A 24,035-nucleotide genomic window follows, 5' to 3' on the forward strand; every position below is an offset into this window, starting at 1 on the left:
GCGGGGACGGGCGCCAAGAAACGTTAATAAATCAATGGCTAAGTTCCCGCATGCCCGCCTCCAGCCCCTGCAGGGTCAGGGGATACATGCGGCCCTCCATCAAATTTTTAATCAGGCCGACGCTGGCGGTGTAGGGCCAGTACCCTTCCTGCACCGGGTTCAGCCAGATGGCGCGGCGGTAGACGTCCAGCAGGCGCCTCAGCCACACCTGCCCCGCCTCCGGGTTCCAATGCTCCACCGCCCCGCCGGGGTGGGTGATCTCATAGGGGCTCATGCTGGCGTCGCCCACGAAGATCAGCTTGTAGTCGGCCGGGTAGGTGTGCAGCACGTCGAAAGTCGATATCTGTTCCGTGCGGCGGCGGCGGTTGTCCTTCCACACGCCCTCATAGACGCAGTTGTGGAAGTAGAAATATTCCAGGTGCTTGAACTCCCCCTTGGCGGCGGAGAACAGCTCCTCGCACAGGCGGATGTGGTCGTCCATGGAACCGCCCACGTCCAGGAACAGCAGCACCTTGACCGCGTTGTGCCGTTCGGGGCGCAGCTTCAGGTCCAGGTGGCCGGCATTGGCGGCGGTGGCGCGGATGGTGTCGGGCAGGTCCAGCACCTCGGCCGCGCCGGTTCGGGCGAACTTGCGCAGGCGGCGCAGCGCCACCTTGATGTTGCGGGTGCCCAGCTCCACCGTGTCGTCCAGGTTGCGGAACTCACGCCGGTCCCAGACCTTCACGGCGCGGCGGTGGCGGCTGCCCTCCTGCCCGATGCGCACGCCCTCTGGATTGTAGCCATAGGCGCCGAAGGGCGAGGTGCCGGCCGTGCCGATCCATTTCGATCCGCCCTGGTGGCGGCCATGCTGTTCCTTCAGGCGCTGGGCCAGCGTCTCCATCAGCTTTTCCCAGCCGCCCAGGGCTTGCACCTGCGCCTTCTCCTCCTCCGTCAGGTGCCGCTCGGCCAGCTTGCGCAGCCATTCCTCGGGCAGGTCGCGCGCGGCGACGTCGCCGCCGTCCCCAGCCGCCGTCCCTTCCAGTCCCTTGAAGACCTGGCCGAAGACGACGTCGAAGCGGTCCAGGTTGCGCTCATCCTTCACCAGGATGGTCCGGGACAGGTGGTAGAAGTCCTCCACGCTGTAGCCCGCGACATGGGCCGACATGGCCTCCATCAAGGCCAGATACTCCCGCAGGGTGACGGGAATACGGGCCTGGCGCAGTTGGAAGAAGAAGGTGGTGAACATGGGGGCGCAGTCTACGCGACGGCGGGCCGGGCGACCAGGGGGTGGGCCAGGGGCCGAGCCAGGGGCGCCGGCGCCCCGCATTCCACCCGGATTTCCATGTAGGATTGGCGGCGCCTGTACCGTATAGGTAGCATCCCTTCCCCAGCCTCGCGCTCCGATCCCCAGGTTGCCGTCCATCGCCTGCCTGTTCAAAGGTTCCCCGTCCAAAGGTTCCCTGCCCCAAGGTTATCCAGCATGATATCGAAACGGCATAGGACAGGCGGGGCGAGGGCCGTCGGATGGTAGCGGTCACGCGGCGGAAGGGCCGGGGGCCGGGCGGCGTGGCGGGCCTTCTTCTCTGTCTGGTTCTAGTCCTGCTCCTGTGCCTGGCAGGCCCGGCGCGGGCCGGTCACCTGACCATCGACATGATGGTCGGCAGCCGCGACAAGCACACCGCCTGGGCCGCCCTGCTGGATCGCTTCGCCGCCGCCAACCCGGACATCCAGATCACCCACCGCGAAGTGCCCATGGACCTCTATTGGCAACGGGCCGGCGCCAAGGCCGGTGGGCCCGACGCGCCGGATGTCGCGTTCTGGGATTCTGGAAAAGCGCTGCGCGACGGCTACGCCCAGCGGATGGTGGCCCCCCTGCCCCCGGACCTCGCCCGGCTGGTGCGCGACCGGTTCAGCCCGCCGGCCGTCGACGCCGTCACCGTGGGCGCCAAGGTCGCGGCCGTGCCCCTGTCGACCTACCCCTGGGGCTTCTTTTACCGCAAATCCCTGTTCCAGCGCCTGAACCTGGCACCGCCCCGGACGTGGGAGGAGCTGCTGGCCGTGGCGGCGCGCCTGAAGGCCGCCGAGGTCACCCCCTTCGCCTTCGGCGCGCAGGAAAACTGGCCGCTGTTCGCCTGGTTCGATTGCCTGGACCTGCGCCTGAACGGGCTGGACTTCCATCGCCGCCTGCTGGCGGGGCACATCCCCTTCACCGATCCGGCCGCGCGCGCGGTGATGGCGCGGTGGAAGCTGCTGCTGGACCGGGGTTACTTCCACGCGCCCCAGCCGGGGGACAGCTGGCGCGACACCCTGCCCTACTTCTATCACCAGCAGGTGGGCATGCTGTTGCTGGGCGGGTTCGCCGCCATGCACTTCTCCCCCCTGGTGCGCGACGATGTGGGCTTCATCCCCTTCCCCACGCTGATCCCCGGCATGCCCCGCTATGAGGACGCGCCGCAGGACGTGCTGGTGGTGGCACCCCGCGCGGCCGCGCGGCCGGAGGTTCAGCGCTTCGTGCGCTTCCTGGCGGAGACGGCGGAACTGGACCGTTTCAACAGCGATCTCGCCATGGTGTCACCGCTGCGCGATGGGCCGGGGGACAGGGGCCCCGCCCCAGCGGGCGCCGGCACCTTCTTCCAGGACGCCGGGCGGCGGGTGCTGGAGGATGCGGCCGGCTTCGCCGCCTACTTCGACCGCGACGCCACCACGCCGCTGGCCGAGGCGGCCGGCGGCACCTTCCGCCGCTTCATGGCCGCACCGCACGACATCGACGCGGCGCTGGCGGAGTTGGACCGCGCGAGAACGGCGGCGCCAGGGGTGGTGCAACTGGGCGGGCACTGAAGCCGCCAGGGGAGCGGCCCACCCCCGGCGGTGTCCTCAGCGCACCAGCACCTGGGCCGCCTCCTTGGTCTTGTCCACCGCGGCGGCGACCTGGCCGATGGCGGCGGAGATGGCCGTGACGTTGGTCGTCACCGTGGAGACGGCGCTGGACGCGCTTTGCATGTTGGTGGACATGCTGCGCGTGACGGCGCTCTGCTCCTCCACGGCGGCGGCCGTTCCGGACACATGCTCGCGCACGGTGGACACGGCCTCGCGGATGGCGTTCAGGGCGCCGGCGACCTCGGCGGAGGTGGACTGTATCCCCTCGATTTCACCCGAAATCTGCTCGGTGGCCTTGGCCGACTGGTTGGCCAGGTTCTTGACCTCGCTGGCCACGACGGCGAAGCCCTTGCCCGCCTCGCCGGCGCGGGCCGCCTCGATGGTGGCGTTCAGGGCCAGCAGGTTGATCTGGCCGGCGATGTTGTTGATCAGGCCGACGATGCCGTTCATGGCCTGGGCCGCCGCCGCCAGCCGGTCGGTGCTTTCGCCCACCTGCACGGTACGGTCGAACGCGCTGTCGGTCGCGGCCCGGGCGCGCGACATGCTCTGCGAAATCTCGGCGATGGAGGCCGCCAGCTCCTCGGCACTGGCCGCCACCATCTGCACGCTGTTGGCCGTGGTTCCCGCCGCGGCCCCGGCCGACGAGGCCTCGCGCGTCGACTGGCCGATCGCGCTCTCAATCTCACCGAAGTTCTGGTCGATCAGGACCTTCAGGTTGTTCAGGAGGGTGACCTGGGCCGTCACGTCCACGGCGAATTTCACGACCTTGGTCACCTGGCCCTTTTCATCGAAAATCGGGTTGTAGGCGCCCTCGATCCACACGGCCTTGCCGGACTTGGAGATGCGCTTGAACTGAGCGGCCTTGAACTCGCCGCGTTTCAGCGACTCCCAGAACTGGCGATACTCCGCCGTGGCGCCGTAGTCGCGGTCGACGAACATCTGGTGGTGCTTGCCCACCACCTCCTCCAGACGATACTCCATGACCGTCAGGAAATTGTCGTTGGCCTTGGTGATGATGCCGTCGGTGGTGAATTCGATGACCGCCTGTGACCGCCGGATGGCGGCGATCTGCCCGGCGTAATCCAGGTTCTCCAGCCGCTCCTTGGCGTCCGCCCATTCGACCACGAAGCCGATGCGGCGGCCGTCCTCGTTCAGCGGCGTGACCAGCAGGTCGAACTGGTGGCTGGCGACCTTGATGGTGGCGGCATGGGGCTTGGCCAGCTTGGCCAGCATTCCCCGCTGGTGCGCCGGATTCTTATGGAAGATGTCGATGTTGCTGCCGACCAGGCGGTCCACGTTCAGGCGCGGCAATTCCTTGCGCAGGTCGTGCTCCACATCCCGCAGCAGGGCGACCACGGATGGGTTCACGTAAACGATGTTGAGACCCTCGTCCGCCACCATCACCTTGGCGCGCAAGGCGCCGAGTGCCGAAATCTTCCGACTGATGGCGTCATTGTTTTTCGAAAACCCGAACATCTCTTTTCCCCACTATCCTGTCATGCCGCGCCGTCCCCCAGGAAGTCCGGCATCGTGGCGATTCACGCGCCCGGGGCGGGCCCGCGTTCCGTCAAGAACGCCTCCCGCCCCGAGCCCTGGTCCCAAGTCATTCCCCGCCTCACGCGGCGCGGATTTCCCGCAGGAAGGTGTCGACCTGCTGCTTCAGCAGTTCGCCGTTCTTGCTGAGATCATTGGCCGCCGTGTGCACCTCCCCCGCGGCACCCCCGGTCTCTTGCGCCGCGTCGCTGACGCGCGAGATGGTCTGGCTGACGTCGTTGGTGCCCTGGGCCGCCTGTTGGACGTTGCGCGTGATCTCATTGGTGGTGGCGGCCTGTTCCTCCACCGCCGAGGCGATGGTGGTGGCGGCCTGGTCCACCTGATTGATGATCTCCACGATGCCCTGGATGGACTTGGCCGAGGTTTCGGTCGCCGCCTGCATGCCGGCGATCTGCGCCCGGATTTCTTCCGTGGCCTGGGCCGTCTGGGTGGCCAGGGACTTGACCTCGGACGCGACGATGGCGAAGCCCTTGCCGGCATCGCCCGCCCGGGCCGCCTCGATGGTGGCGTTCAGGGCCAGCAGGTTGGTGCGGCTGGCAATGTCGTTGATCAGGGTCACCACCTCGCCGATGCGCTGGGCCGACTGCATCAGGCCCTGCACCTCCTCATTGGTCCGCTCCGCCTGGCCGACGGCGCCGGAAATCATCTGGCTGGACCGCGAGACCTGCAGGGTGATTTCCTGAATGGAAGCGGACAGTTCTTCCGTCGCCGCCGCCACCGTCTGCACATTCTGCGTCGCCTGCATGGAGGCGGCGGCCACGGTTCCCGCCTCACGCGCCACATGGCCGGATGAGGAGTTCAAGGTCTGCGCCGTGGCCAGCAGTTCCGTGGCCTGGGCCGTCACGCCGTTGACGATGCCGCCCACCCGGCTTTCGAAGGCGCCGGCCAGATCCAGCATCGCCTGCCGGCGCTCCTTCTCCGCGCGCTGCTTCAGCGCCTCCTGCTCCGACCGCAGCCGGTCCGCCTCGATCATGTTGTCCTTGAACACGCCCACGGCCTGGGCCATGCCGCCTATCTCGTCCTGGCGCTCGCGGGCCGGAATCTCGACCCGGGTGTCGCCGTCCGCCAAGCGCTTCATCACGCCCGTCATGGTCACGATGGGCGCGGCCACCAAGCGGGTCAGCCCCCAGGCCATGATGACGGCGAGAAGGATGGACAGGCCGCTGCTGACCAGCGCCACGGTCATGGCCGTGGTGAGCGCGTCGGCCTGGACCGTCGCCCGCTGCGCCAGCAGGTCACGCTCGACCTTGTCGATTTCCGCCACCTTGGCGCGGATGGGGTCCATGTGCACCTTGCCGATGCCGCTGGCCGCCAGCTTGCGCGCCTGCTCGACGGTTTCCGGCTTGGCCATCAGGCCGATTTCCCGGTCGGCCACCTCCTGCCGCCAGGCCTGCTCCAGCCGGCGCATCTCATCCAGGCGCGCCTGTTGCGCGGGGTTGTCGGCCGTCAGGGACTTGACCTCCGCGAACGCCGCCTCGAACGCCACCTGGCCTTTCTGGTACGGCTCCAGGAACTTGGCGTCGGCGCCGATCAGATAGCCGCGCAGACCAGATTCACGATCCACCATGGCCGCCATGGCGTGGTCGAGCCGTTCCAGCACCTTGTAGGTATGGTCGGTCCATTGCGTGGTGTCGCGAATGGTGGACAGCGCCCGGTAGTTGATGCCGGAGGCGATCACGGTGATGGCGACGATGATCGTGAAAGCGGCCGCCAGCTTCCGCCCGACCTTCATGCTGGATAGGAAGTTCATCATCTCTAGCCTGAGGAGTTAATCCATGGGTGCCGAGGATCACCCCTTAGGCATTAAGGAAACGCTAACGCTTGCGAGGATGCAAAATAATTTTTTACGTATCCATAAGTATACGCTGGAAAATAATCCATAAATCTACGTTTCTCTATTCGTCTTAACTTCCCCAATAAACGGATTTTATATTTAAGTTTCGAAAATAAGAGACTGAAACCGGTTGCAATCCGGGAGAACTCAGAACACCCCGGAAAGTAAATATATTGTATACAGGATAAATTATCAGGAAATTTTGCACATTCTCCCCTTCGGCCGGCCCGCCTCGCGGGGGGCCAGCCCGTGTGGGTCGAATGCGCCGACAGGGGGTCAGGGGCTCTGCGTCGTCGCCTCGGGCCGCAACAGGCGTGCCATGCGCGTGGGAGACGGTTCCGTGGGATCGCGGTAGGCGCGCCGCAGGGCCGCGACGGGGCGATAGGCGCTGGCCGCCAGGCTCTGGCCGATGACCACAAGCCGCGTCACGGCGGCGGCCCGCACTTCGCCACCCCGCGCCGCCAGCTCGGCGGGCAGGCCGGCCAGCAGGGCGCCGGCATAGCGGGTGTAAAGCCCCAGTTCCCGCCGCCCCTCTCCCCGGCCGTCCGCGGCCACCGGTCCCAGGCCCCTGTCGCGCGCGGGCTCAGCCGCAACCGGCGTCTCCGTGGCGGGCTTGCGCGTCCACAGCGATTGGTATCCCGCCACGCAAGCGGCCGTGGGCACCGGCGCGGGGTGCGCCGGCATCAGGCCCAGTAGGCGGGCGAAGGGCGGAACCCGGCCAACCACCGGCGCGGCGTTCACCGCGTCGGCGCACACCATCTCCAGGCCCAGGCCGGCCCCGGCGTGGGCCACCCCTGGCACCGCCACCAGCCCGCCCAGCATCACCGCCACCATCCACCGCCGCATGACACCGGCAATCATGACCGGAATCCTTCGCACACCGTTGAGACATCAACAGTGTTACCGCAAACGCCGTCGGATGTGCTGTGATGAATGTTGCAGTGCACAAAAGATGCAAATCCCACCCGAAGGAGCCAAGAGATTGATTTTCCTGGAATCCTCCTGTTTAACTATGTCCCGCGCTGGGTAGGCTTGCGCCAGAAGCAGACGTGCAAGTAGGCGCCAATCAATGATAAGCTGACCACTAGGGATATGGTGGCATACCTACCGCTCAGGAAATATATCCCCACCACTTTGGCGGGCAATGATATTTCATGAAAAATAATCCAAACGCGTACAAATCTAAATTATAAGAAAATTCCCAGAAATAACGAAGAGAAATAAGATGATTGATTTAAATATTTCATCATCTACATGGTTCCCAATTGTGACGTTGATTATTGGTACATTCCTAAAATATTTCCTTGATATCTTAAATGAAAAAAGAACATCAAGACGAGAAAAGGAAATACGAAAAGAACAGAGATTGGATACAATGAATTTAAGAAGATCTGAATTCCAAAGAGCCACACTTCTCCAATTACAAGACGCCACCCATTCAGTCACCAGAAACACTATACGATCGCACATATTCTATATTGATAAATATAAAACAACAGGAAGATGGCAAGAAGATAACGTGCCATCTGATATCGACGAAGGCTTCAGGAAGGCTCAGCAGGAAGTATTTATCTACACGTCACGGGTTAGAGATGACGAGATTCGTCATTTTGCGAGCAGTCTAACCGAGCTAGCCTCAAAGGCCGTCTCATCAAGAACTCCGAACGAAGGGAGTTCAACAATAAAGGAAATTTACAATATTTCCCAAACATTGAACGAAAAAATTGGCCTTGCATTAAGGAATCTAGAACAAGAAGAAGATTCCATTGCAAAATAGCCAGAAGAAATTCTCTTGACTGATCTAGTCCCGCTCCCGCCGCGCGAGAAAGGCCAGGCGCTCGAACAGATGCACGTCCTGCTCGTTCTTCAGCAGGGCGCCGTGCAGCGGCGGGATGGTTTTCTTGGGGTCGCGCTGGCGCAGCACCGCCGGGTCGATGTCCTCGATCATCAGCAGCTTGATCCAGTCCAGCAGTTCGGAGGTGGAGGGCTTTTTCTTCAGGCCCGGCACCTCGCGCACGTCATAGAACAGGGTCAGGGCGTCGCGCAGCAGGTCCTGCTTCAGATTGGGGAAGTGTACGTCGACGATGCGGGCCATGGTCTCCGCATCGGGGAAGCGGATGTAATGGAAGAAGCAGCGGCGCAGGAAGGCGTCGGGCAACTCCTTCTCATTGTTCGAGGTGATGATGACCACCGGCCGCTGCCGCGCCTTGATGGTCTGCCCCGTCTCGTAGACGAAGAATTCCATGCGGTCGAGTTCCTGCAGCAGGTCGTTGGGAAACTCGATGTCCGCCTTGTCGATCTCATCGATCAGCAGCACCGGGGCCACGTCGGCCTCGAACGCCTCCCACAGCTTGCCCTTGCGGATGTAGTTGGCGATGTCGTTGACGCGGGCGTCACCCAACTGACCGTCGCGCAGGCGGCTGACGGCGTCGTACTCGTACAGGCCCTGCTGCGCCTTGGTGGTGGACTTCACATGCCATTGCAGCAGCGGCCGGCCCAGGGCGTTCGCCACCTCCTGCGCCAGCACGGTCTTGCCCGTGCCCGGCTCCCCCTTCACCAGCAGGGGGCGCTGCAAGGTGACGGCGGCGTTGACGGCGACCCGCAGGTCATCGGTCGCGACGTAGGTCTCCGTCCCTTGGAATTTCATGGTTCTTGTTCCCTCAAGCGCCGGCGGATGCAGTCGCGTCCCAGATTAAAGATCGCTGGATGGGAGGGCCAGAAACAAGATCGGCGTGGGGTCGCCCCCACGCCGGTGTCTTGTTTCGCGGTTTAGCCGGCGATGGCCGCTTCGACTGCCGCCACGGCGGCGTCGGCCTTGTCGGGCTCGCTGCCGCCGGCCTGGGCCATGTCGGGCCGGCCACCACCGCCCTTGCCGCCCACGGCCGCCGCCGCGACCTTCACCAGATCCACGGCGTTGAAGCGGCCCGTCAGGTCGGCGGTCACGCCGGCCACCAGGGTCACCTTGCCCTCACCCTTGGCCACCAGCAGCACGATGCCGGAGCATATCTGGCCTTTGATCTCGTCGGCCAGGGGCTTCAGGTCCTTGGCCTCGATGCCGTCCAGCACGCGGGCGGACAGCTTCACGCCGTTGATCACCTTCTCCGGCGCGGCGGCGGCACCGCCGCCCCCGCCCAGGGCCAACTGGCGCTTCAGGTCGGCCACTTCCTTTTCCAGGCGGCGGCGCTCCTCCACCAGGGTGGCGACGCGGGCCGGCACCTCGGCGGCGGAGACCTTGAGGGCGCCGGCGGCGGCCAGCAGGCGGCCCTCCTGCCCTTCCAGGTATTCGAACGCGCCCCGGCCGGTCAGCGCCTCGATACGGCGCACGCCGGCGGAGACCGCCCCCTCCGACACGATCTTGAACAGGCCGATGTCGCCGGTGCGGCGCACATGGGTGCCGCCGCACAGCTCCACGGAATACTGGCGGTTCAGGCCTTCGTCCTGGCCACCCATGGACACCACGCGGACCTCGTCGCCGTACTTCTCGCCGAACAGGGCCATGGCGCCCTGCTCGATGGCCTCGGCCGGGGTCATCAGGCGGGTGACGACCTCGCTGTTGCCCAGGATGCGGGCATTCACCGCCGCCTCGACCACGCGCACGTCGTCGTCGGACAGCGGCGTCGGCTGGCTGATGTCGAAGCGCAGGCGCTCCGCCGACACGAGCGAGCCCTTCTGCGTGACATGCTCACCCAGGCGCTGGCGCAGGGCCTCGTGCAACAGGTGGGTGGCGGAGTGGTTGGCGCGGATGTCACCGCGGCGGCGGCCGTTCACGCGCAATTCCACCAACTGACCAGGCGCCAGGGCGCCGTGGGTGACGGTGCCGACGTGGGCGAAGACGGCGCCCAGCTTCTTCTGCGTGTCGCTGATGGCCACCTCGACGCCACCGGCGCCGAAGATGACGCCGCTGTCGCCCACCTGGCCGCCGGACTCGCCATAGAACGGCGTCTGGTTCACCAGGACGATGACATCCTGGCCGGCGGTGGCCTTGTCCAGCTTGTTGCCCTGACGGTCCAGCACGGCCGTGACCTTGCCCTCGGCGTTCTCGGTGTCGTAGCCCAGGAACTCGGTGGCGCCCAGTTCGTCCTTCAGCTCGAACCACACGCGCTCGGTCGCCGCCTCGCCGCTGCCGGCCCAGGCCTTGCGCGCCTCGGCCCGCTGGCGCTCCATGGCGGCGGTGAAGCCGTCCGTCTCCACCGTGCGGTTGCGGCCGCGCAGCACGTCCTGCGTCAGGTCCAGGGGGAAGCCGTAGGTGTCGTACAGCTTGAACGCCACCTCGCCCGGCAGCGGCTGGCCGGCGCCCAGCTTTTCCTCTTCCTCGTCCAGCAGCTTCAGGCCGCGATCCAGCGTCTGCTTGAACCGGGTTTCCTCCAGCCGCAGGGTCTCGGTGATCAGGGCCTGGGCGCGCTGCAGCTCGGTGTAATGGCCGCCCATCTCACGCACCAGCGCCGGCACCAGGGTGTGCATCACCGGATCGCGCGCGCCGATCATGTGGGCGTGGCGCATGGCGCGGCGCATGATGCGGCGCAGGACGTAACCCCGCCCCTCGTTGGCCGGCAGCACGCCGTCGGCGATCAGGAAGGAGGAGGCGCGCAGATGGTCGGCGATCACCCGGTGCGACACGGCGTGCGGGCCGCTGGGGTCCGAGCTGGTGGCGTCGGCCGACGCCTCGATCAGCGCCCGCATCAGGTCGGTGTCGTAATTGTCGTGCACGCCCTGCAGCACGGCCGCCAGGCGTTCCAGACCCATGCCGGTGTCGATGGAGGGCCGGGGCAAGGATACCCGCTCCTCCTTGGTCACCTGCTCATACTGCATGAACACCAGGTTCCAGATTTCGATGAAGCGATCGCCATCCTGGTCCGGGCTGCCGGGGGGGCCGCCGGGGATGCCCTCGCCATGGTCGTAGAAAATCTCGGAGCACGGGCCGCAGGGGCCGGTGTCACCCATGGCCCAGAAATTGTCGGCGGTGGGGATGCGGATGATGCGGTCGTCCGACAGGCCGGCCACCTTCTTCCACAGGCCGTGGGCCTCGTCATCGGTGTGGTAGACCGTGACCAGCAGCTTGTCCTTGGGCAGGGCGAAGGTCTTGGTGATCAGGTTCCAGGCCAGCTCGATGGCGTCGGCCTTGAAATAGTCGCCGAAGGAGAAGTTGCCCAGCATCTCGAAAAAGGTGTGGTGCCGGGCGGTGTAGCCCACGTTCTCCAGGTCGTTGTGCTTGCCGCCAGCGCGCACGCACTTCTGCGAGGTGGTGGCGCGGGTATAGGGGCGCACCTCGTTGCCGGTGAAGACGTTCTTGAACTGCACCATGCCGGCGTTGGTGAACATCAACGTCGGGTCGTTGCGCGGCACCAGCGGGCTGGACTCCACCTCCGTGTGGCCATTCTTCACGAAGTAGTCCAGGAAAGCGGAGCGGATCTCGTTGGCGGTCTTCATCGGGCAACAGCCTTAAGCATGCGAAGGAACATTCCCGGGCGCGAAACACCGGGACAGGGTTTGTAGCGTGTGGATACGGGGGCTGTCCATGGGATGGGGGCGCCGAACCATCCCGAGGACGTGGCTTTTCATCGCTTTCCATTCCGGACGGGGCGCGGTCGCCCGGTCAGACCAGCAGCAGCGTGTTGTTGGGCGTGGCGACGACCGTGGGTGCCGTGGGGGCGGCGGGGGTGGTGCCGGCGGCCAGGTCCTGGTCGGCGGCGTCCACCTGCTTGGCGGCGTCGGCGATGTCCCGGGCGCTGTGGTCGGCGTCCTGGGGATCGCCTGGCTTGCGCTTGCGCTCCAGGATGTTCTTGGCCTGGGCATAAACGCTGCGCGCCTGGTCCATCAGGGTCCGGACGTTGCCCATGAACTCCATGCGCTCCTTCCGCGCCGCCGTCTCCTCCTCCGTGCTGGGGACCTGGATGACGCCGGGCTTGTCGGTCTTGCCGTCGTTGGCCGCGGCCTGGGCGTCGCCCGTCTGCAGGGTGGCGTCGGCGCCGGCCCCATTGACGGCTTGAGCGGTGGCGGCCTGGCCGCCCGCCTGTGGGGTGGAGGGGTTCTGGGTACCGGCGGCGGTGGCCTGGATTTGGGCGGCGTCGCTGCCCACGCCGGCCACGTCGGTGGCGGCGCCACCGGTGGCCGCCCCGCCGGTGCCCGCCCCACTGGCACCCGAGGCGCCGGTGGCGGCGGAGGAGTCGCCGCCGGTGGTGCCGACCGTGGCGCCGTTCTTCACGGCGCCGGCATACTCTTGCGCGGCGGAGCCCAGGGACTTGGCCACGTCCGCCGCCTCGCGCGCGATGCGGGCGGCGGCCTGCTTGTCGCCCATGGCGGCGGCCAGCTGGGCGCGCATGCGCAGGGCCTTCAACTGGCGCTTGGCGTTATCGACCTTGTCCTGGGCCGCCTTCTTGTCGTTGTCGGCGGACTTCTGCTTCAACTGCTTGTCCAGCTGGGTGGCGTCGGCCTGCAGCTTGGTCAGTTTCTTCAGGGTCTTTTCATCGACGAAGGCGCCGATGGCCCCGGCGGTGTCGCCCTTCTGCAGGGCGGCGGCGACCTTTTCGGCGGTGGTTTTGGGGGCGTTGCCGGTGGACGCGGCACCGAACAGCGACGTCTGCTGCGTCACCGAGGAAGCCAGGCTTTGCGCCTGGGAATAGCCGTACGCGCCCGTGGTCGTGACCATCATCCGCCCCCCATTTTGGGTCCCGTGATCTTCGCATTCATGCGATCGGTGCGAATGATACGCTTTTGATCTCAGTTCTGCAATTAAGCGGCGCTACGCCTTTGGGGGTGGCGGGGGTAGGATGGGGGCGGACCGTGAGGAGGCACCACCATGACCGTCCGGGAAATCACCCCTGCGGCCGACACCTGGACCCTGCTGCCCGGCGCCCAGTTCGCCGACGCCTTTCGCCTGGTGCTGGCGCCTGGCGGCACCGTCGTCGACGCCCCGGCCGCGGCCTGGCGCATGATGGGCACCTCCCCCGCCTGGGTGCGCCGGCTGATGGCCCTGCGCAACGCCATCGTGGCGCCCCTCGGCCTGAAGGCGCCCCGGCCGCCGGCGACTTCCGAGTCCCCGCGCGCCGGCCACATCGGCATCTTCCCCATCCTCAGCAGCGGGCCGGACCGGGTGGTGCTGGGCATGGCGGACAAGCACCTGGATTTCCGCGCCGTGGTCGATGTGCGCCAGGACGCCGCCGGCTGCCAGGTCACCGCCACCACGGTGGTGCGCACCCACAACTGGCTGGGCCGCGCCTACCTCACCCTGATCATGCCCTTCCACCGCCAGGTGGTGCGCACCATGCTGGGGCAGGTGGCGGCGCCCTGAAGTCCCCCTCGACAATATCCAAAGAAAAAGGCGGACCGTCGCCGATCCGCCTTGTTTCAACTCCGCTCCGTAGCCCCGGTCACTCGGGGCTGTCGGCGTCGCCGTCGGCCTCGGGGGAGCCGACCATCATGGCGCCGGCCACCAGGCCGGCGTTGGCGCGGACTTTTTCCTCGATGGCCTTGGCGATGGCCGGGTTGGTGCGCAGGAACTGCTTGGCGTTCTCGCGGCCCTGGCCGACGCGCTGGCCGTCATAGGAGAACCAGGCGCCCGACTTCTCGACCACACCGGCCTGGATGCCCAGGTCGATCAGTTCACCCACCTTGGACACGCCCTCGCCGTACATGATGTCGAACTCGACCACGCGGAACGGCGGGGCCAGCTTGTTCTTCACCACCTTCACCCGGGTCTGGTTGCCGACGACGTTGTCGCGGTCCTTGATGGCGCCGATGCGGCGGATGTCCAGGCGGACGGAGGCGTAGAACTTCAGCGCGTTACCGCCCGTCGTCGTCTCCGGATTGCCGAACATCACGCCGATCTTCAGGCGGATCTGGTTGATGAAGATGACCAGGCAGTTGGACTTGGAGATGGACGAGGTCAGCTTGCGCAGCGCCTGGCTCATCAGGCGGGCCTGCAGGCCGACGTGGCTGTCGCCCATCTCGCCTTCCAGTTCGGCGCGCGGCACCAGAGCCGCCACGGAGTCCACCACCAGCACGTCGATGGCGCCGGAGCGCACCAGCGTGTCCGTGATCTCCAGCGCCTGTTCGCCGGCGTCGGGCTGGGAGACCAGCAGGTCGTCCACGTTCACGCCCAGCTTGCGGGCGTAGGATGGGTCCAGCGCATGCTCCGCATCAACGAAGGCGCAGGTGCCGCCACTCTTCTGGGCCTCCGCGATGGCGTGCAGCGCCAGCGTGGTCTTGCCCGAGCTTTCCGGCCCGTAGATCTCGATGATGCGGCCGCGCGGCAGGCCGCCGATGCCCAGCGCGATATCCAGGCCCAGGGAACCGGTGGAGATGGCATCCACCTCCATCGACGCCTCCTTGGCGCCGAGCTTCATGATGGAACCCTTGCCGAACGCGCGTTCGATCTGGCCGAGAGCGGCGTCGAGGGCCTTTTGCTTATCCATGGGTGTTTCTACCAGACGAAGTGGTGCCGACATCTTGCTGTCCCCCTCTTGTCGCATACGGCCAACGGGCGTTCAACGGCTGTGGTGAGGGAGAACGTACATGGTCTGTTCTGGTCTGGAAAGAGGTTTTGTTGATCTTTTGTTCTTTTTTGTTCTTGTTTCGATGCCCTCAAACGCCGGGCGCCGGCTGGGCTTCCTCGCATTTCAATGCACCGCGTTCCCCGAATTGCTGCGGCGGCCCCGGCTGGGGCTTAGTGGGCGCGCTCCGGATTCGCGCAGGGCCAGCCAAGGCCTTCAGCCGGTCGTGCGCGGGGCGCCTTCCATCACTTCCTTCACCTTGGCCGCCAGCTGTTTCAGGCTGAAGGGCTTGGGCAGGAAGTCGACCACGGCGCCGTCCTTCAGCGAATGGCGGAAGCGGTCCTCGGCATAGCCGGAGATGAAGATGACCTTCACGTCGGGGCGGAAGCGGCGCACCTGCTCGATCATGGTGGGGCCGTCCATCTGGGGCATGACCACGTCGGTGACGATGAGGTCCACGTCGCCGCCCCGTTCCCCCTGCAGCAGGTCCAGCGCCTCCTCGCCGCTGCGGGCCTCCAGCACGGTGTAGCCTTTGTTGCGCAGGGCGCGGGCGCCGAAGACGCGCACGGCGTCCTCATCCTCCACCAGCAGCACGGTGCCCATGCCGGTGAGGTCGGCGGCGGCCTTGTCCTTGGCCTCTTCCGCCGGCGCGGCCTGGGCCGCCTTCTCGTCCAGGCGCGGCAGGTGGATGGAGAACTTGGCCCCCTCCCCCGGCTTGCTCTCCACGAAGACGAAGCCGCCGGTCTGGCGCACGATGCCGTAGACGGTGGACAGGCCCAGCCCCGTGCCCGACCCCACCTCCTTGGTGGAGAAGAAGGGCTCGAAGATGCGCTGCAGGTTTTCCGGCGGGATGCCGATGCCGGTGTCGATCACCTCCACCACCACCCAGTCGCCGGGCGGCATCTCCTCCGTCTCATGGCGGATGGGCTCGGTGGTGTGCAGGTTGCCGGTGACGATGGTCAGCCGCCCGCCCTTGGGCATGGCGTCGCGGGCGTTCACCGCCAGGTTGATGATGACCTGTTCCAGCTGCCCCTGGTCCACCCGCACCAGGCCGGTGTCGCGGCCGTGCAGCATGCGCAGCTCGATGTTCTCGCCGATCAGGCGACGCAGCAGGTTGGACAGTTCGGCCAGCACGTCGGTGATGCTCAGCACCCGGGGCTGCAGCGTCTGCTGGCGGGAGAAGGCCAGCAGCTGGCGCACCAGGTTGGCGGCGCGGTTGGCGTTCTGCTTGATCTGCATGATGTCGCTGAACGACTGGTCGCCCGGCTTGTGCCGCAGCAGCAGCAGGTCGCAGAAGCCGATCATGGCCGTCAGCAGGTTGTTGAAGTCGTGCGCCACGCCGCCGGCCAGCTGGCCAATGGCCTGCATCTTCTGCGACTGGACGAACTGCGCCTCCAGGTTCTTCTGGGCGGTCATGTCCACCAGGTGCAGGATCAGGCCGCGGTCGCCGTCGCCCTCGCCGTCGAAGCGCCGGGAATAGACGTGCACCACGGCGCCGGAGGCCCCGCGCAGCCGCGCCTCCACCGGTGTGCCCATGCCCCCGCCGGCGCCCGCCGGCTGCCGGCCCTCCAGCACCTCGCCCAGGCGGGCCAGCAGGTTGGCGCGGTGTTCCGGCTGGAACAGGCTGGCGATGGGCTCCCCCTGCACGTCGCCCAGCCGCAGGTCGGCCATGGTGAGGAAGGTGGGGTTGCACTCCGCCAGGCGGAATTCACCGTCCACGAAGGCGAAGCCGGTGGGCGCGAACTGGAAGAAGCGCTGGAAGCGCTGCTCCGCCCGGCGCAGCTCCTCCTCCCGCGCCGTCTCGCGGGTGAGGTCGCCCAGGAAGATCAGGCTGCCGCCGGGCGACGACGCCACATGCAGCACGCTGGCGCGCAAGGGGGCCGCGCGGGCGGCCGCCAGCTCCACCTCCGCCATGCCGGCCAGGCGCCCGGGAAACAGCTCCCCCAAGGGCGGGGTGGCCAGCAGGTCGCGCAGGTGGCGGCTGCCATCCTCCAGCAGGTCCCGGGTATGGCCCAGCCAGTCGGCCAGCGTCAGGTTCACGCGCAGCAGGGTGCCGGCGCCATCGACCAGCATGACGCCCAGGGGCGCCAGATCCCACAGTTCTCGCCAGGGGTGGCTGCCCGCCACCGGGATGGCGCCGCCGCTGCGCACCCGCCACTCCGACAAGCCGGCCTGGCCCGCGGCGGCCAGGGGCCGCGCCACCACCAGGCGCGGCGCCGGCCGGCCCACGCCGCCCGCCTGGCCGGACGCGTCATCGACGACCACGACGAAGGCCTCGCCGCCCTCACCCCGGCGCACGGCCTCCTCCAGGTCGCGCAGGCGCTGGGTGTCGGCCCCCTCCCGGCAGTGGTGCGCCAGGATGTCGACCACCCGTGTCGCGTCGGCGGCATTGGCCAGGGCCGCGAACGCGCCGTTGGCCGCCAGCAGGCGCCCATCCGCCGCCGCCACGGCCAAGGCGTCGGGCACCGCCTCCACCACCGCGCGCAGCACGGCGGTGCGCGCCGCCGCCTGGCGCAGCCAGAAGACGCCCAATATTGCCATCAGCAGAAAGGCGCCGGCGGCGGCGATGGCCGCCAGGCTGGCGGTGCGGTCGGGCAACGCCCACCAGGACAGGGCCGCCGCCAGGAACAGCGCCGCCGCGAGCAGCGGCACCCCGGTCACCAGCGCCAGGCCCAGCGGCGCCACGCCAACCCCGCCAGCCGGGTTTTCCGACGGTATCGCGGACGGGGCGGAGGACGGGCGGGAGGGGGAAGCGGCCACCGGCAGGCACCTCGGGATCGGGGCCCCGATCCTACCAGCACCGGCCGCGCGGGACGAGACGCCAAGAACGAAATAAAACGGGGGCGCCGGGACCCTTACGGCAGAGCGCTTCAGGTCAGCGCTTGGGAAACGTCTTCTTCTTCAACTTGAAGACATAGGAAATGACCTGGGCCACGGCCTTGTAATGCTCCGCCGGGATTTCGTCGTCCACCTCGGCGGTGGCGTACAGGGCGCGGGCCAGCGGCGGATTGGGCACCAGGGGGATGCCGTGCTCCTCCGCCAGCTCGCGGATGCGGGCGGCGATGAAGTCCACGCCCTTGGCCACCACCATGGGCGCCGTCATGCTCAGCGGGTCGTACTTCAGCGCGATGGCATAGTGGGTGGGGTTGGTCACCACCACGTCGGCCTTGGGCACATTCTCCATCATGCGGCTGCGGGCGCGTTGGATGCGCAGGGCGCGGATCTTGCCCTTGATCAGCGGGTCGCCTTCCGTCTGCTTGTGCTCGTCCTTCACTTCCTGCTTGGTCATGCGCATGTCGCGCATGAACTTCCAGCGCTGGTACCACCAGTCAGCGCCGGCCAGCAGGCCCAGGGCGATCAGCACGCGGAAGATCAGGCCCACCGCCTGGCTCTTGGTCTCCGCCACCAGGCCCATCAGCGGCAGGCCGATGAAATGGTCCACCGCGTGGCCCAGGGGGATGAGGCCCGGCAGCACGATGACCGACACCACCGTCAGCTTGATGACGGACTTGGCGAACTCGATCAGGTTGCTGACCTTGAACTTGTTCAGCAGGTTGGTGACGGGGTTGAAGCGGTTGAGGTCGAAGCTCAACACCCGTTCGGCGCTGAAGACGAACCCCACCTGCAGGACGGAGCCCAGGAAGGCCGCGATCATCAGCAGGGCGAAGGGCACCGACATGGCGACGGCCACCTGACCCAGCAGCTCGGTCAGCAGGTGGCCCAGCCCGCCCCGGTCCACCGGCATGGTCTCCGGCCGTTCTATGAAGGGGACCAGCACGGTGTGGATGCGCCCGAAGGTCCAGGGCAGCACGGCCACCACCATCACCAGGATGGCCCCCAGCATGAAGAGGTGCGGCACCTCCTGCGACTTGGGGATGTTGCCCTTGTCCCGGGCCTCGGACAGCCGTTTGCCTGTGGGATCTTCCGTTTTGGAATCTGGATCCTGGTCTTCCGACATGGCTCCCTTCCCCTTACGACGACAGGAAGGGCATCATCTGCCCCTGGAAGGCGCGCAGCCAGTAAACCATCAGCCCCGACAGGCTGCCGCCCAGCAGCAGCAAGCCCAGGGCGATCTGCAGCGGCTGGGTCACGAAGAACACCTGGATGGACGGCACCAGCCGCGCCACCAGGCCCATGCCCAGGAAGAACAGCAGGCCAATGACGACGAAGGGCGCCGACATCTGCAGGCCGATCGTGAAGCTTTCCGAGAAGATGCGCGTCAGATGCTCGGTGAAGTCGCCCAGCGGCATGGCCCCGCCGGGCGGGAACAGGCCATAGCTGCGCACCGCCGCCAGGATCAGCATGTGGTGCATGTCGGTGGCGAACAGCAGCAGGATGCCCAGGATGCCCAGGATGGAGTTCACCACCGTCGTCTGCTGCGACATGGCGGGGTTGAAGGCCTGGGCCGAGCTGAGGCCGACATGGTTGGCGATCAGGCTGCCCGCCGTCTCCAGCGCGCCCATCATGGTGCGGGCGATGGTGCCGATGAAGATGCCGATCAGGGCCTCACCGATGATCAGGACGGCCATGTCGGCGGGCTGCGCCGGTTCCGGCGGCAGGGTGCCGCCCACGGCCGGCGTCACCGCCAGCGCGACCATGACGCCGAACAGCAGACGGATGCGGGTGGAGACGAAGGTTTCGCCCACGGTGGGCATGATCAGGAAGGCCGCGCCCAGCCGCACGAACACCATGAGGTAGGTGTAGAACTGGCTGACGAGGAAGGTCTGCAACATCACTCGCTGCCCGTTCCGACCCCGACGATCTTGTCCATGATCCCCTCGGTGAAGGTCACCATGTGGTGCATCATGAAGGGCGCCAGGAACACCAGGGCCACGAACATGGCGATGATCTTGGGCACGAAGGTCAGCGTCTGTTCCTGGATCTGGGTCAGCGCCTGGAACAGCGAGACGGCCAGCCCCACCACCATGGACACGGCCATGATGGGCCCGCTGACGATGATGACCGTCAGCAGCGACTGGCGCACGATCTCGATGATTTCCTGTTCGTTCATGCGCGGGTCCACAAACGCGAAAGGGGCGGCGACCGCCCCGTCGGGGCCAGCTTGCCCCAGAACCACCCGTCCCACAAAGGTGAAACAGGGCCAGCCCGGAGGATGCCGCTCCGGAACCGGCGTCACATGGGCATGCGCATGATTTCCTGGTAGGCGGAGATGACCTTGTCGCGCACGGCGGTCACGGCCTGCAGCGTCACCTCGGCGTTGCTGACGGCGTTCACCACGTCGGTCAGGTCGGCCTTGCCCACCACGCCGGCGGCGGTCATGCGCTCGCCCTGGTGCATGGTGTCGATGGCGTCCACCGCCGCCTGCTTCATCAGCTCGCCAAAGCTGGGGCCGCTGACGGGGGCCGCCATGCCGGGGCCGGAGCCCTGGCGGGCGGTGTTGGCGTAGGCCGCGATCGCGTTCGGAATGGGAATGGCCATCTTGGTAACTCAGCTCCGGTTCGCGATCAGTTGCGCAGCAGGTCGATGGTCTTCGTCAGCATGGTGCGCGTGGCGTCGATGACGCCCAGGTTGGCCTCATACGACCGCTGGGCCTCGCGCATGTCCATCAATTCCACCAGGCCGTTGACGTTGGGCATCAGCACATAGCCCTCGCTGTCGGCGCTGGGATGGCCGGGGTCGAACTTGCGCTGGAAATCGCCGCGGTCGACGTCGACCTTCTTCACGTTGACGGTGTTGATGCCCAGCGCCTTGTCCAGGCTGTTGGCGAACAGCACCACCTTGCGGCGGTAGGGCAGGTCGCCCGGGCTGGCGGCCGTGCTGTCGGTGTTGGCCAGGTTCTCCGCGATGACGCGCAGGCGGGTGCCCTGCGCCTTCATGCCGGCGGTGGACAAGTTCAGGGCGTTCATCAAATCCATCGAAACCCTCGTCCCCTAAACCCTAGAACCGTGAAACCTAAAATACGAAACGAACATCAAGAAGACGTTAACCAGAACCCGCCGAGACCGGATCAGCCGGAGCCCTTGCCCAGCGCCATCTTCAGCATGCCGATCTGCTTGCGGTAAAGGTTGGTCAGCGCCTGGAAGTCGATGGCGTTCTGGCCGATCTTGGTCATCTGATCCTCCAGCACCACGGCGTTGCCGGTGGGCGAGGTCTCATAGGCCGTGTGGTCCTTGGCGGAGCGGAAGCCGCCGGCCCCCGTGCTGCTGGCCGACAGGTGGGCCGGGTCGGTCGACACCAGGTCCAGGTGCCCGGCCTCGCGCAATTGATGCTTGAAATCGAAAGGCACCAGGTCCTGCGCCTGGTATTTCGGCGTGTCGGAGTTGGAGACGTTCTGCGCCAGGACCTCCTGGCGCTGGTTGTCCCAGGCCATCTTGTCCGACATCAGCTTGAAGATACCCAGCCTGTTCAGGTCCATGATCCGTACTCACCTACCCCATAAGGGTCAAAGCAGGGGGGCACCGTCCCCAATGCGTCAAACCGTCAGGCCCAGGCACCTCTACCGCCATAGACAGGTCATATGCAATCTGCAAGCCATGGCCTGGAGAATCGCTCTAAACCAAATGGGATTCCAGCATTTTTTGCCGGCCCCCTGCATCGCCCCCGGACGCTGGTCCGCCATCCCTGCATTTTCCAACGGCGGCGGCACCCGGGCCGTCCGCGTCCGGGTCCTTCGCATCGGGGCCATTTGCGTTGGGGGGCCGGGAGTTATACCCTGGCCCCGTCCCTGCATGCGCCATCCAGGTCCCATATGGCCGGCCGGCGCCGGTTTTCAATTCAACGAAGGACTCATCCGCCTTTGGCCCCCCCGCCCCCTGGCCCGACGTCCCCTGGCCCGACGCCTCAAGATCCCATGGGCGACAGCGACAAGCCTCGCCGCCAGGTGGCCGTGGCCTTGCAGCACATGGCCGAGGGCCTGCCCCGCATCGTCGCCACCGGCCAGGGTGCCGTGGCCGAGCAAATCCTGGAACTGGCTTTCGCCAACGGCGTCAAGGTGCGGCAGGACGCGGACCTGGCGGAAATCCTGTCGGTCATCGACATCGACAGCGAAATTCCCATCGAGGCGCTGGCGGCGGTGGCGGAAATCCTGGCCCACGTCTACCGTGCCAACGGGCGCCTCAGCAGCGGCGTCCCGCTGGACGCCACCGCCCCCGGTCCCCAGGCCCCCAACCCCTATGGCCCCAATCCCCATGGCCCCAACCCCCATGACCGCCCCCCCGTGTCGCCGGGGCCCGGCACCACGTCCGGAACACCGCCGCTGAGATGACCACGCCCCTTTCCCCCCAAGCGGATGCCTTGGCCACGGCCATGGACGACCTGCTGGCCATCCTGAACCGTACCGCCGACCTTGTCGCGGCGGGCGACGCGGTGGAGTTCGCCGGCCTAGAGGACGAAGCCACCGCATTATGCAATGCAGTTGTCCAGCTGCCGCCGCAGGAAGCGCGATCTTTCCTGCCACGGCTGGAGACCGTGCTGGCCGCCCTGGAACGGCTGGAGGCGGTGGTGAGGAAAGCCAACGAGCTGACGCAGGGCAAGGCCACGGTGGGCCGGGCCGCCGCCGCCTATCGCCGCGCCGAAGATCCGGATGTCAGCTGAACCCATGGTCACCTCCGCCGCCTATTACGTCTATGCCGCCCTGATGCTGGGGCTGGTGCTGGGCTTCATCCTGGTCGCCGGCTGGCTGGTGCGCCGCTTCGGCGGCGGCGCCCTCTCACGCCTGCCCGGCCGGGCCCAGCGCCGCCTGGGCGTGGTGGAGGCCATGGCCCTGGACCCGCGCCGCCGCCTGGTGCTGATCCGGCGTGACGGGGTGGAACATCTGCTGCTGCTCGGCGGCACCCAGGACCTGCACCTGGAGGGTCCCATCCCGCCCCAGGCCACGACCGCCCCCACCTTCCAGACCGTTCTGAACGAGGCCGCCGCCCCGCCGGCGCCCGCCCCGGGGCCCCTATCATGAGCACCACCTCCCCCCACCCCCACATTCGAGGGCCCAATACCCGGAGCCCGAACCGCCTGTTCCGTTGGGGCGTGCCCATCCTGGCCATCCTGCTGACCGTGGCGGCCTCGCTGCTGGCCGGCACCGCCTATGCGCAAAGCCTGAACCTGGACCTGGGCTCGCAGGGGGGCAGTTCCACCAGCCGCATCATCCAGCTGGTGGTGCTGATCAGCGTGCTGTCGGTGGCGCCCAGCATCCTGGTGATGATGACCAGCTTCGTGCGCATCATCATCGTGCTGGGCTTCCTGCGCTCCGCCATGGGCACGCAGCAGGTGCCGCCCAACCAGGTGATGCTGAGCCTGGCCCTGTTCCTCACCTTCTTCATCATGGCCCCCACCTTCCAGGCGGCCTACGACGCGGGCATCAAGCCCATGATCGATGAGCAGGTGGATGAGCTGACGGGCCTGAAGAACGCCGTCGTGCCGTTCCAGGACTTCATGCTGAAGCACACGCGGGAGCGGGACCTTCAGCTGTTCACCGACATCGCCAAGATCGACAAGGTGACGACGGCCAAGGACCTGCCCATCCAGGTGGTGATCCCCGCCTTCATGCTGTCGGAGCTGAAGCGCTCGTTCGAGATCGGCTTCCTGGTGTTCGTGCCCTTCCTGGTGATCGACATGGTGGTGTCGTCGGTGCTGCAATCCATGGGCATGATGATGCTGCCCCCGGCCATGATCTCACTGCCGTTCAAGATCATCTTCTTCGTGCTGGTGGATGGCTGGTACCTGATCGTCGGCAGCCTGGTGAAAAGCTTCGGATAGCGCCTTTCCTTGATGCCGGCGCAACAAAGTCGCAGGCGGGCCACCGCTGTTCGGCAGGCTGATCCCACCTAAATTCGTATAAGGTACGGGCACCAACGCCTTGTCATATGACTTGAGTGAGGAAAATGAAGAAGGTTCTGACCAGCGGTCTGTTGTCCCTGTTCGCCGTCACCGCCACCGCCGGGTTGGGGGCCGGCCAGGCCGCCGCCCAGGCCGGCCCGCAATGCCCCAAGACCCTGCCGGTCACCGAGACGGTCAAGGACGTGCCGGCCGGCTTCAAGGCGTATCAGGACGGCAACCCGCCCAAGGCGCCGGACGGCAGCGCCCTGCCCCTGCCGCTGGCCGCCATCCTGTTCTGGAACGGCGAACCCGGCGGCCAGCCGCCCCTGCCCCCGGCCGCCCAGTCGCGCACGGCGCTGACCTGGCAGTTCACGCCGGCCCAGGCGCAAAACCTGTGGATGGCCTGCGCCTATGACGCCACCGCCATCATGATCGCCAGCAAGATGCCCACCACGGTCAAGACCTGCACCGTGACCCTGTCGCCCGACGGCAACATGGCTGCCGGCCTGAACTGCCAGTAGACGATCGAG

Annotated in this window: 23 protein-coding genes; 8 read left to right on the forward strand and 15 right to left on the reverse strand. The window is 66.7% G+C overall.

Annotated features, from left to right (window positions below; genetic code table 11):
- Positions 1 to 31: 31 nt before the first annotated feature.
- Positions 32 to 1,225, reverse strand: coding sequence for a vWA domain-containing protein (locus UAJ10_RS18750; RefSeq protein ID WP_322916718.1), 1,194 nt, complete (start codon positions 1,223 to 1,225; stop codon positions 32 to 34).
- Positions 1,226 to 1,503: 278 nt separating this feature from the next.
- Here UAJ10_RS18750 and UAJ10_RS18755 point away from each other — a divergent pair, with 278 nt between their 5' ends.
- Complete coding sequence (locus UAJ10_RS18755; protein ID WP_322916719.1) at positions 1,504 to 2,817, forward strand: ABC transporter substrate-binding protein; 1,314 nt, start codon at positions 1,504 to 1,506, stop codon at positions 2,815 to 2,817.
- A gap of 36 nt (positions 2,818 to 2,853) precedes the next feature.
- Here the strand turns inward: UAJ10_RS18755 and UAJ10_RS18760 are convergent, their stop codons facing one another.
- The 3 genes from UAJ10_RS18760 to UAJ10_RS18770 form a co-directional block, all read right to left on the reverse strand.
- Positions 2,854 to 4,332: a methyl-accepting chemotaxis protein gene (locus tag UAJ10_RS18760; RefSeq protein WP_322916720.1), complete on the reverse strand. Its 1,479-nt coding sequence runs from the start codon at positions 4,330 to 4,332 to the stop codon at positions 2,854 to 2,856.
- A gap of 139 nt (positions 4,333 to 4,471) precedes the next feature.
- A complete protein-coding gene (locus UAJ10_RS18765) occupies positions 4,472 to 6,160 on the reverse strand; it encodes a methyl-accepting chemotaxis protein (protein ID WP_322916721.1) in 1,689 nt (562 codons plus the stop codon).
- A gap of 360 nt (positions 6,161 to 6,520) precedes the next feature.
- Positions 6,521 to 7,105, reverse strand: a complete 585-nt coding sequence (locus UAJ10_RS18770) for a hypothetical protein (protein WP_322916722.1) — start codon at positions 7,103 to 7,105, stop codon at positions 6,521 to 6,523.
- A gap of 364 nt (positions 7,106 to 7,469) precedes the next feature.
- Here UAJ10_RS18770 and UAJ10_RS18775 point away from each other — a divergent pair, with 364 nt between their 5' ends.
- Entirely contained in the window at positions 7,470 to 8,021 is a 552-nt protein-coding gene (locus UAJ10_RS18775) for a hypothetical protein (protein ID WP_322916723.1), read from the forward strand.
- Between the two features lie 24 nt (positions 8,022 to 8,045).
- Here UAJ10_RS18775 and UAJ10_RS18780 read toward each other — a convergent pair whose 3' ends face one another.
- From UAJ10_RS18780 to UAJ10_RS18790, 3 genes are all read right to left on the reverse strand, one after another.
- Positions 8,046 to 8,891: an AAA family ATPase gene (locus UAJ10_RS18780; RefSeq protein ID WP_322916724.1), complete on the reverse strand. Its 846-nt coding sequence runs from the start codon at positions 8,889 to 8,891 to the stop codon at positions 8,046 to 8,048.
- Positions 8,892 to 9,013: 122 nt separating this feature from the next.
- On the reverse strand, positions 9,014 to 11,671 hold the full coding sequence (alaS, locus tag UAJ10_RS18785; RefSeq protein WP_322916725.1) for an alanine--tRNA ligase: 2,658 nt from the start codon (positions 11,669 to 11,671) through the stop codon (positions 9,014 to 9,016).
- A gap of 166 nt (positions 11,672 to 11,837) precedes the next feature.
- Positions 11,838 to 12,893 carry a hypothetical protein gene (locus tag UAJ10_RS18790; protein WP_322916726.1) on the reverse strand — a complete coding sequence of 352 codons (1,056 nt, stop codon included), beginning with the start codon at positions 12,891 to 12,893 and terminating at the stop codon, positions 11,838 to 11,840.
- 147 nt (positions 12,894 to 13,040) lie between these two features.
- Here UAJ10_RS18790 and UAJ10_RS18795 point away from each other — a divergent pair, with 147 nt between their 5' ends.
- Complete coding sequence (locus UAJ10_RS18795; RefSeq protein WP_322916727.1) at positions 13,041 to 13,532, forward strand: DUF2867 domain-containing protein; 492 nt, start codon at positions 13,041 to 13,043, stop codon at positions 13,530 to 13,532.
- Between the two features lie 79 nt (positions 13,533 to 13,611).
- On the opposite strand, the gene recA is transcribed toward UAJ10_RS18795, so the two are convergent.
- The 8 genes from recA to flgB all read right to left on the reverse strand — a co-directional run bounded on the left by recA (position 13,612) and on the right by flgB (position 21,109).
- On the reverse strand, positions 13,612 to 14,688 hold the full coding sequence (gene recA / locus UAJ10_RS18800; RefSeq protein WP_088871290.1) for a recombinase RecA: 1,077 nt from the start codon (positions 14,686 to 14,688) through the stop codon (positions 13,612 to 13,614).
- Between the two features lie 261 nt (positions 14,689 to 14,949).
- On the reverse strand, positions 14,950 to 17,493 hold the full coding sequence (locus UAJ10_RS18805) for a hybrid sensor histidine kinase/response regulator (protein ID WP_322916728.1): 2,544 nt from the start codon (positions 17,491 to 17,493) through the stop codon (positions 14,950 to 14,952).
- Between the two features lie 115 nt (positions 17,494 to 17,608).
- Positions 17,609 to 18,691, reverse strand: coding sequence for a flagellar biosynthesis protein FlhB (flhB, locus tag UAJ10_RS18810; RefSeq protein WP_322916729.1), 1,083 nt, complete (start codon positions 18,689 to 18,691; stop codon positions 17,609 to 17,611).
- A gap of 13 nt (positions 18,692 to 18,704) precedes the next feature.
- The gene (gene fliR, locus UAJ10_RS18815) at positions 18,705 to 19,466 is read right to left on the reverse strand and encodes a flagellar biosynthetic protein FliR (RefSeq protein ID WP_322917352.1); all 762 of its coding nucleotides are present in this window, start codon (positions 19,464 to 19,466) and stop codon (positions 18,705 to 18,707) included.
- Positions 19,466 to 19,744 carry a flagellar biosynthesis protein FliQ gene (gene fliQ / locus UAJ10_RS18820; protein WP_004272109.1) on the reverse strand — a complete coding sequence of 93 codons (279 nt, stop codon included), beginning with the start codon at positions 19,742 to 19,744 and terminating at the stop codon, positions 19,466 to 19,468. Before fliQ ends, fliR begins: the two co-directional genes overlap by 1 nt.
- Before the next feature lie 122 nt (positions 19,745 to 19,866).
- Positions 19,867 to 20,172 (reverse strand): flagellar hook-basal body complex protein FliE, encoded by a 306-nt coding sequence (gene fliE / locus UAJ10_RS18825; RefSeq protein WP_145749573.1) that lies wholly within the window; start codon positions 20,170 to 20,172, stop codon positions 19,867 to 19,869.
- Between the two features lie 26 nt (positions 20,173 to 20,198).
- Positions 20,199 to 20,609, reverse strand: a complete 411-nt coding sequence (flgC, locus tag UAJ10_RS18830; protein WP_322916730.1) for a flagellar basal body rod protein FlgC — start codon at positions 20,607 to 20,609, stop codon at positions 20,199 to 20,201.
- A gap of 92 nt (positions 20,610 to 20,701) precedes the next feature.
- A complete protein-coding gene (gene flgB / locus UAJ10_RS18835; RefSeq protein ID WP_322916731.1) occupies positions 20,702 to 21,109 on the reverse strand; it encodes a flagellar basal body rod protein FlgB in 408 nt (135 codons plus the stop codon).
- A 435-nt stretch (positions 21,110 to 21,544) separates the two neighbouring features.
- On the opposite strand from flgB, the gene UAJ10_RS29925 reads away from it, so the two are divergent.
- The 5 genes from UAJ10_RS29925 (at position 21,545) to UAJ10_RS18860 (ending at position 24,026) form a co-directional block, all read left to right on the forward strand.
- Complete coding sequence (locus UAJ10_RS29925; RefSeq protein ID WP_416235382.1) at positions 21,545 to 21,958, forward strand: EscU/YscU/HrcU family type III secretion system export apparatus switch protein; 414 nt, start codon at positions 21,545 to 21,547, stop codon at positions 21,956 to 21,958.
- Positions 21,955 to 22,287: a hypothetical protein gene (locus UAJ10_RS18845; RefSeq protein ID WP_322916732.1), complete on the forward strand. Its 333-nt coding sequence runs from the start codon at positions 21,955 to 21,957 to the stop codon at positions 22,285 to 22,287. Before UAJ10_RS29925 ends, UAJ10_RS18845 begins: the two co-directional genes overlap by 4 nt.
- Positions 22,277 to 22,645 carry a FliO/MopB family protein gene (locus UAJ10_RS18850; protein ID WP_322916733.1) on the forward strand — a complete coding sequence of 123 codons (369 nt, stop codon included), beginning with the start codon at positions 22,277 to 22,279 and terminating at the stop codon, positions 22,643 to 22,645. Before UAJ10_RS18845 ends, UAJ10_RS18850 begins: the two co-directional genes overlap by 11 nt.
- Positions 22,642 to 23,445, forward strand: coding sequence for a flagellar type III secretion system pore protein FliP (fliP, locus tag UAJ10_RS18855; protein ID WP_322916734.1), 804 nt, complete (start codon positions 22,642 to 22,644; stop codon positions 23,443 to 23,445). The genes UAJ10_RS18850 and fliP overlap by 4 nt, the downstream gene beginning before the upstream one ends.
- A gap of 125 nt (positions 23,446 to 23,570) precedes the next feature.
- Complete coding sequence (locus UAJ10_RS18860; protein WP_322916735.1) at positions 23,571 to 24,026, forward strand: STY0301 family protein; 456 nt, start codon at positions 23,571 to 23,573, stop codon at positions 24,024 to 24,026.
- Positions 24,027 to 24,035 lie beyond the last annotated feature (9 nt).

It is taken from the genome of Nitrospirillum guaranorum (assembly GCF_034653275.1).
Taxonomy (GTDB): Bacteria; Pseudomonadota; Alphaproteobacteria; order Azospirillales; family Azospirillaceae; genus Nitrospirillum.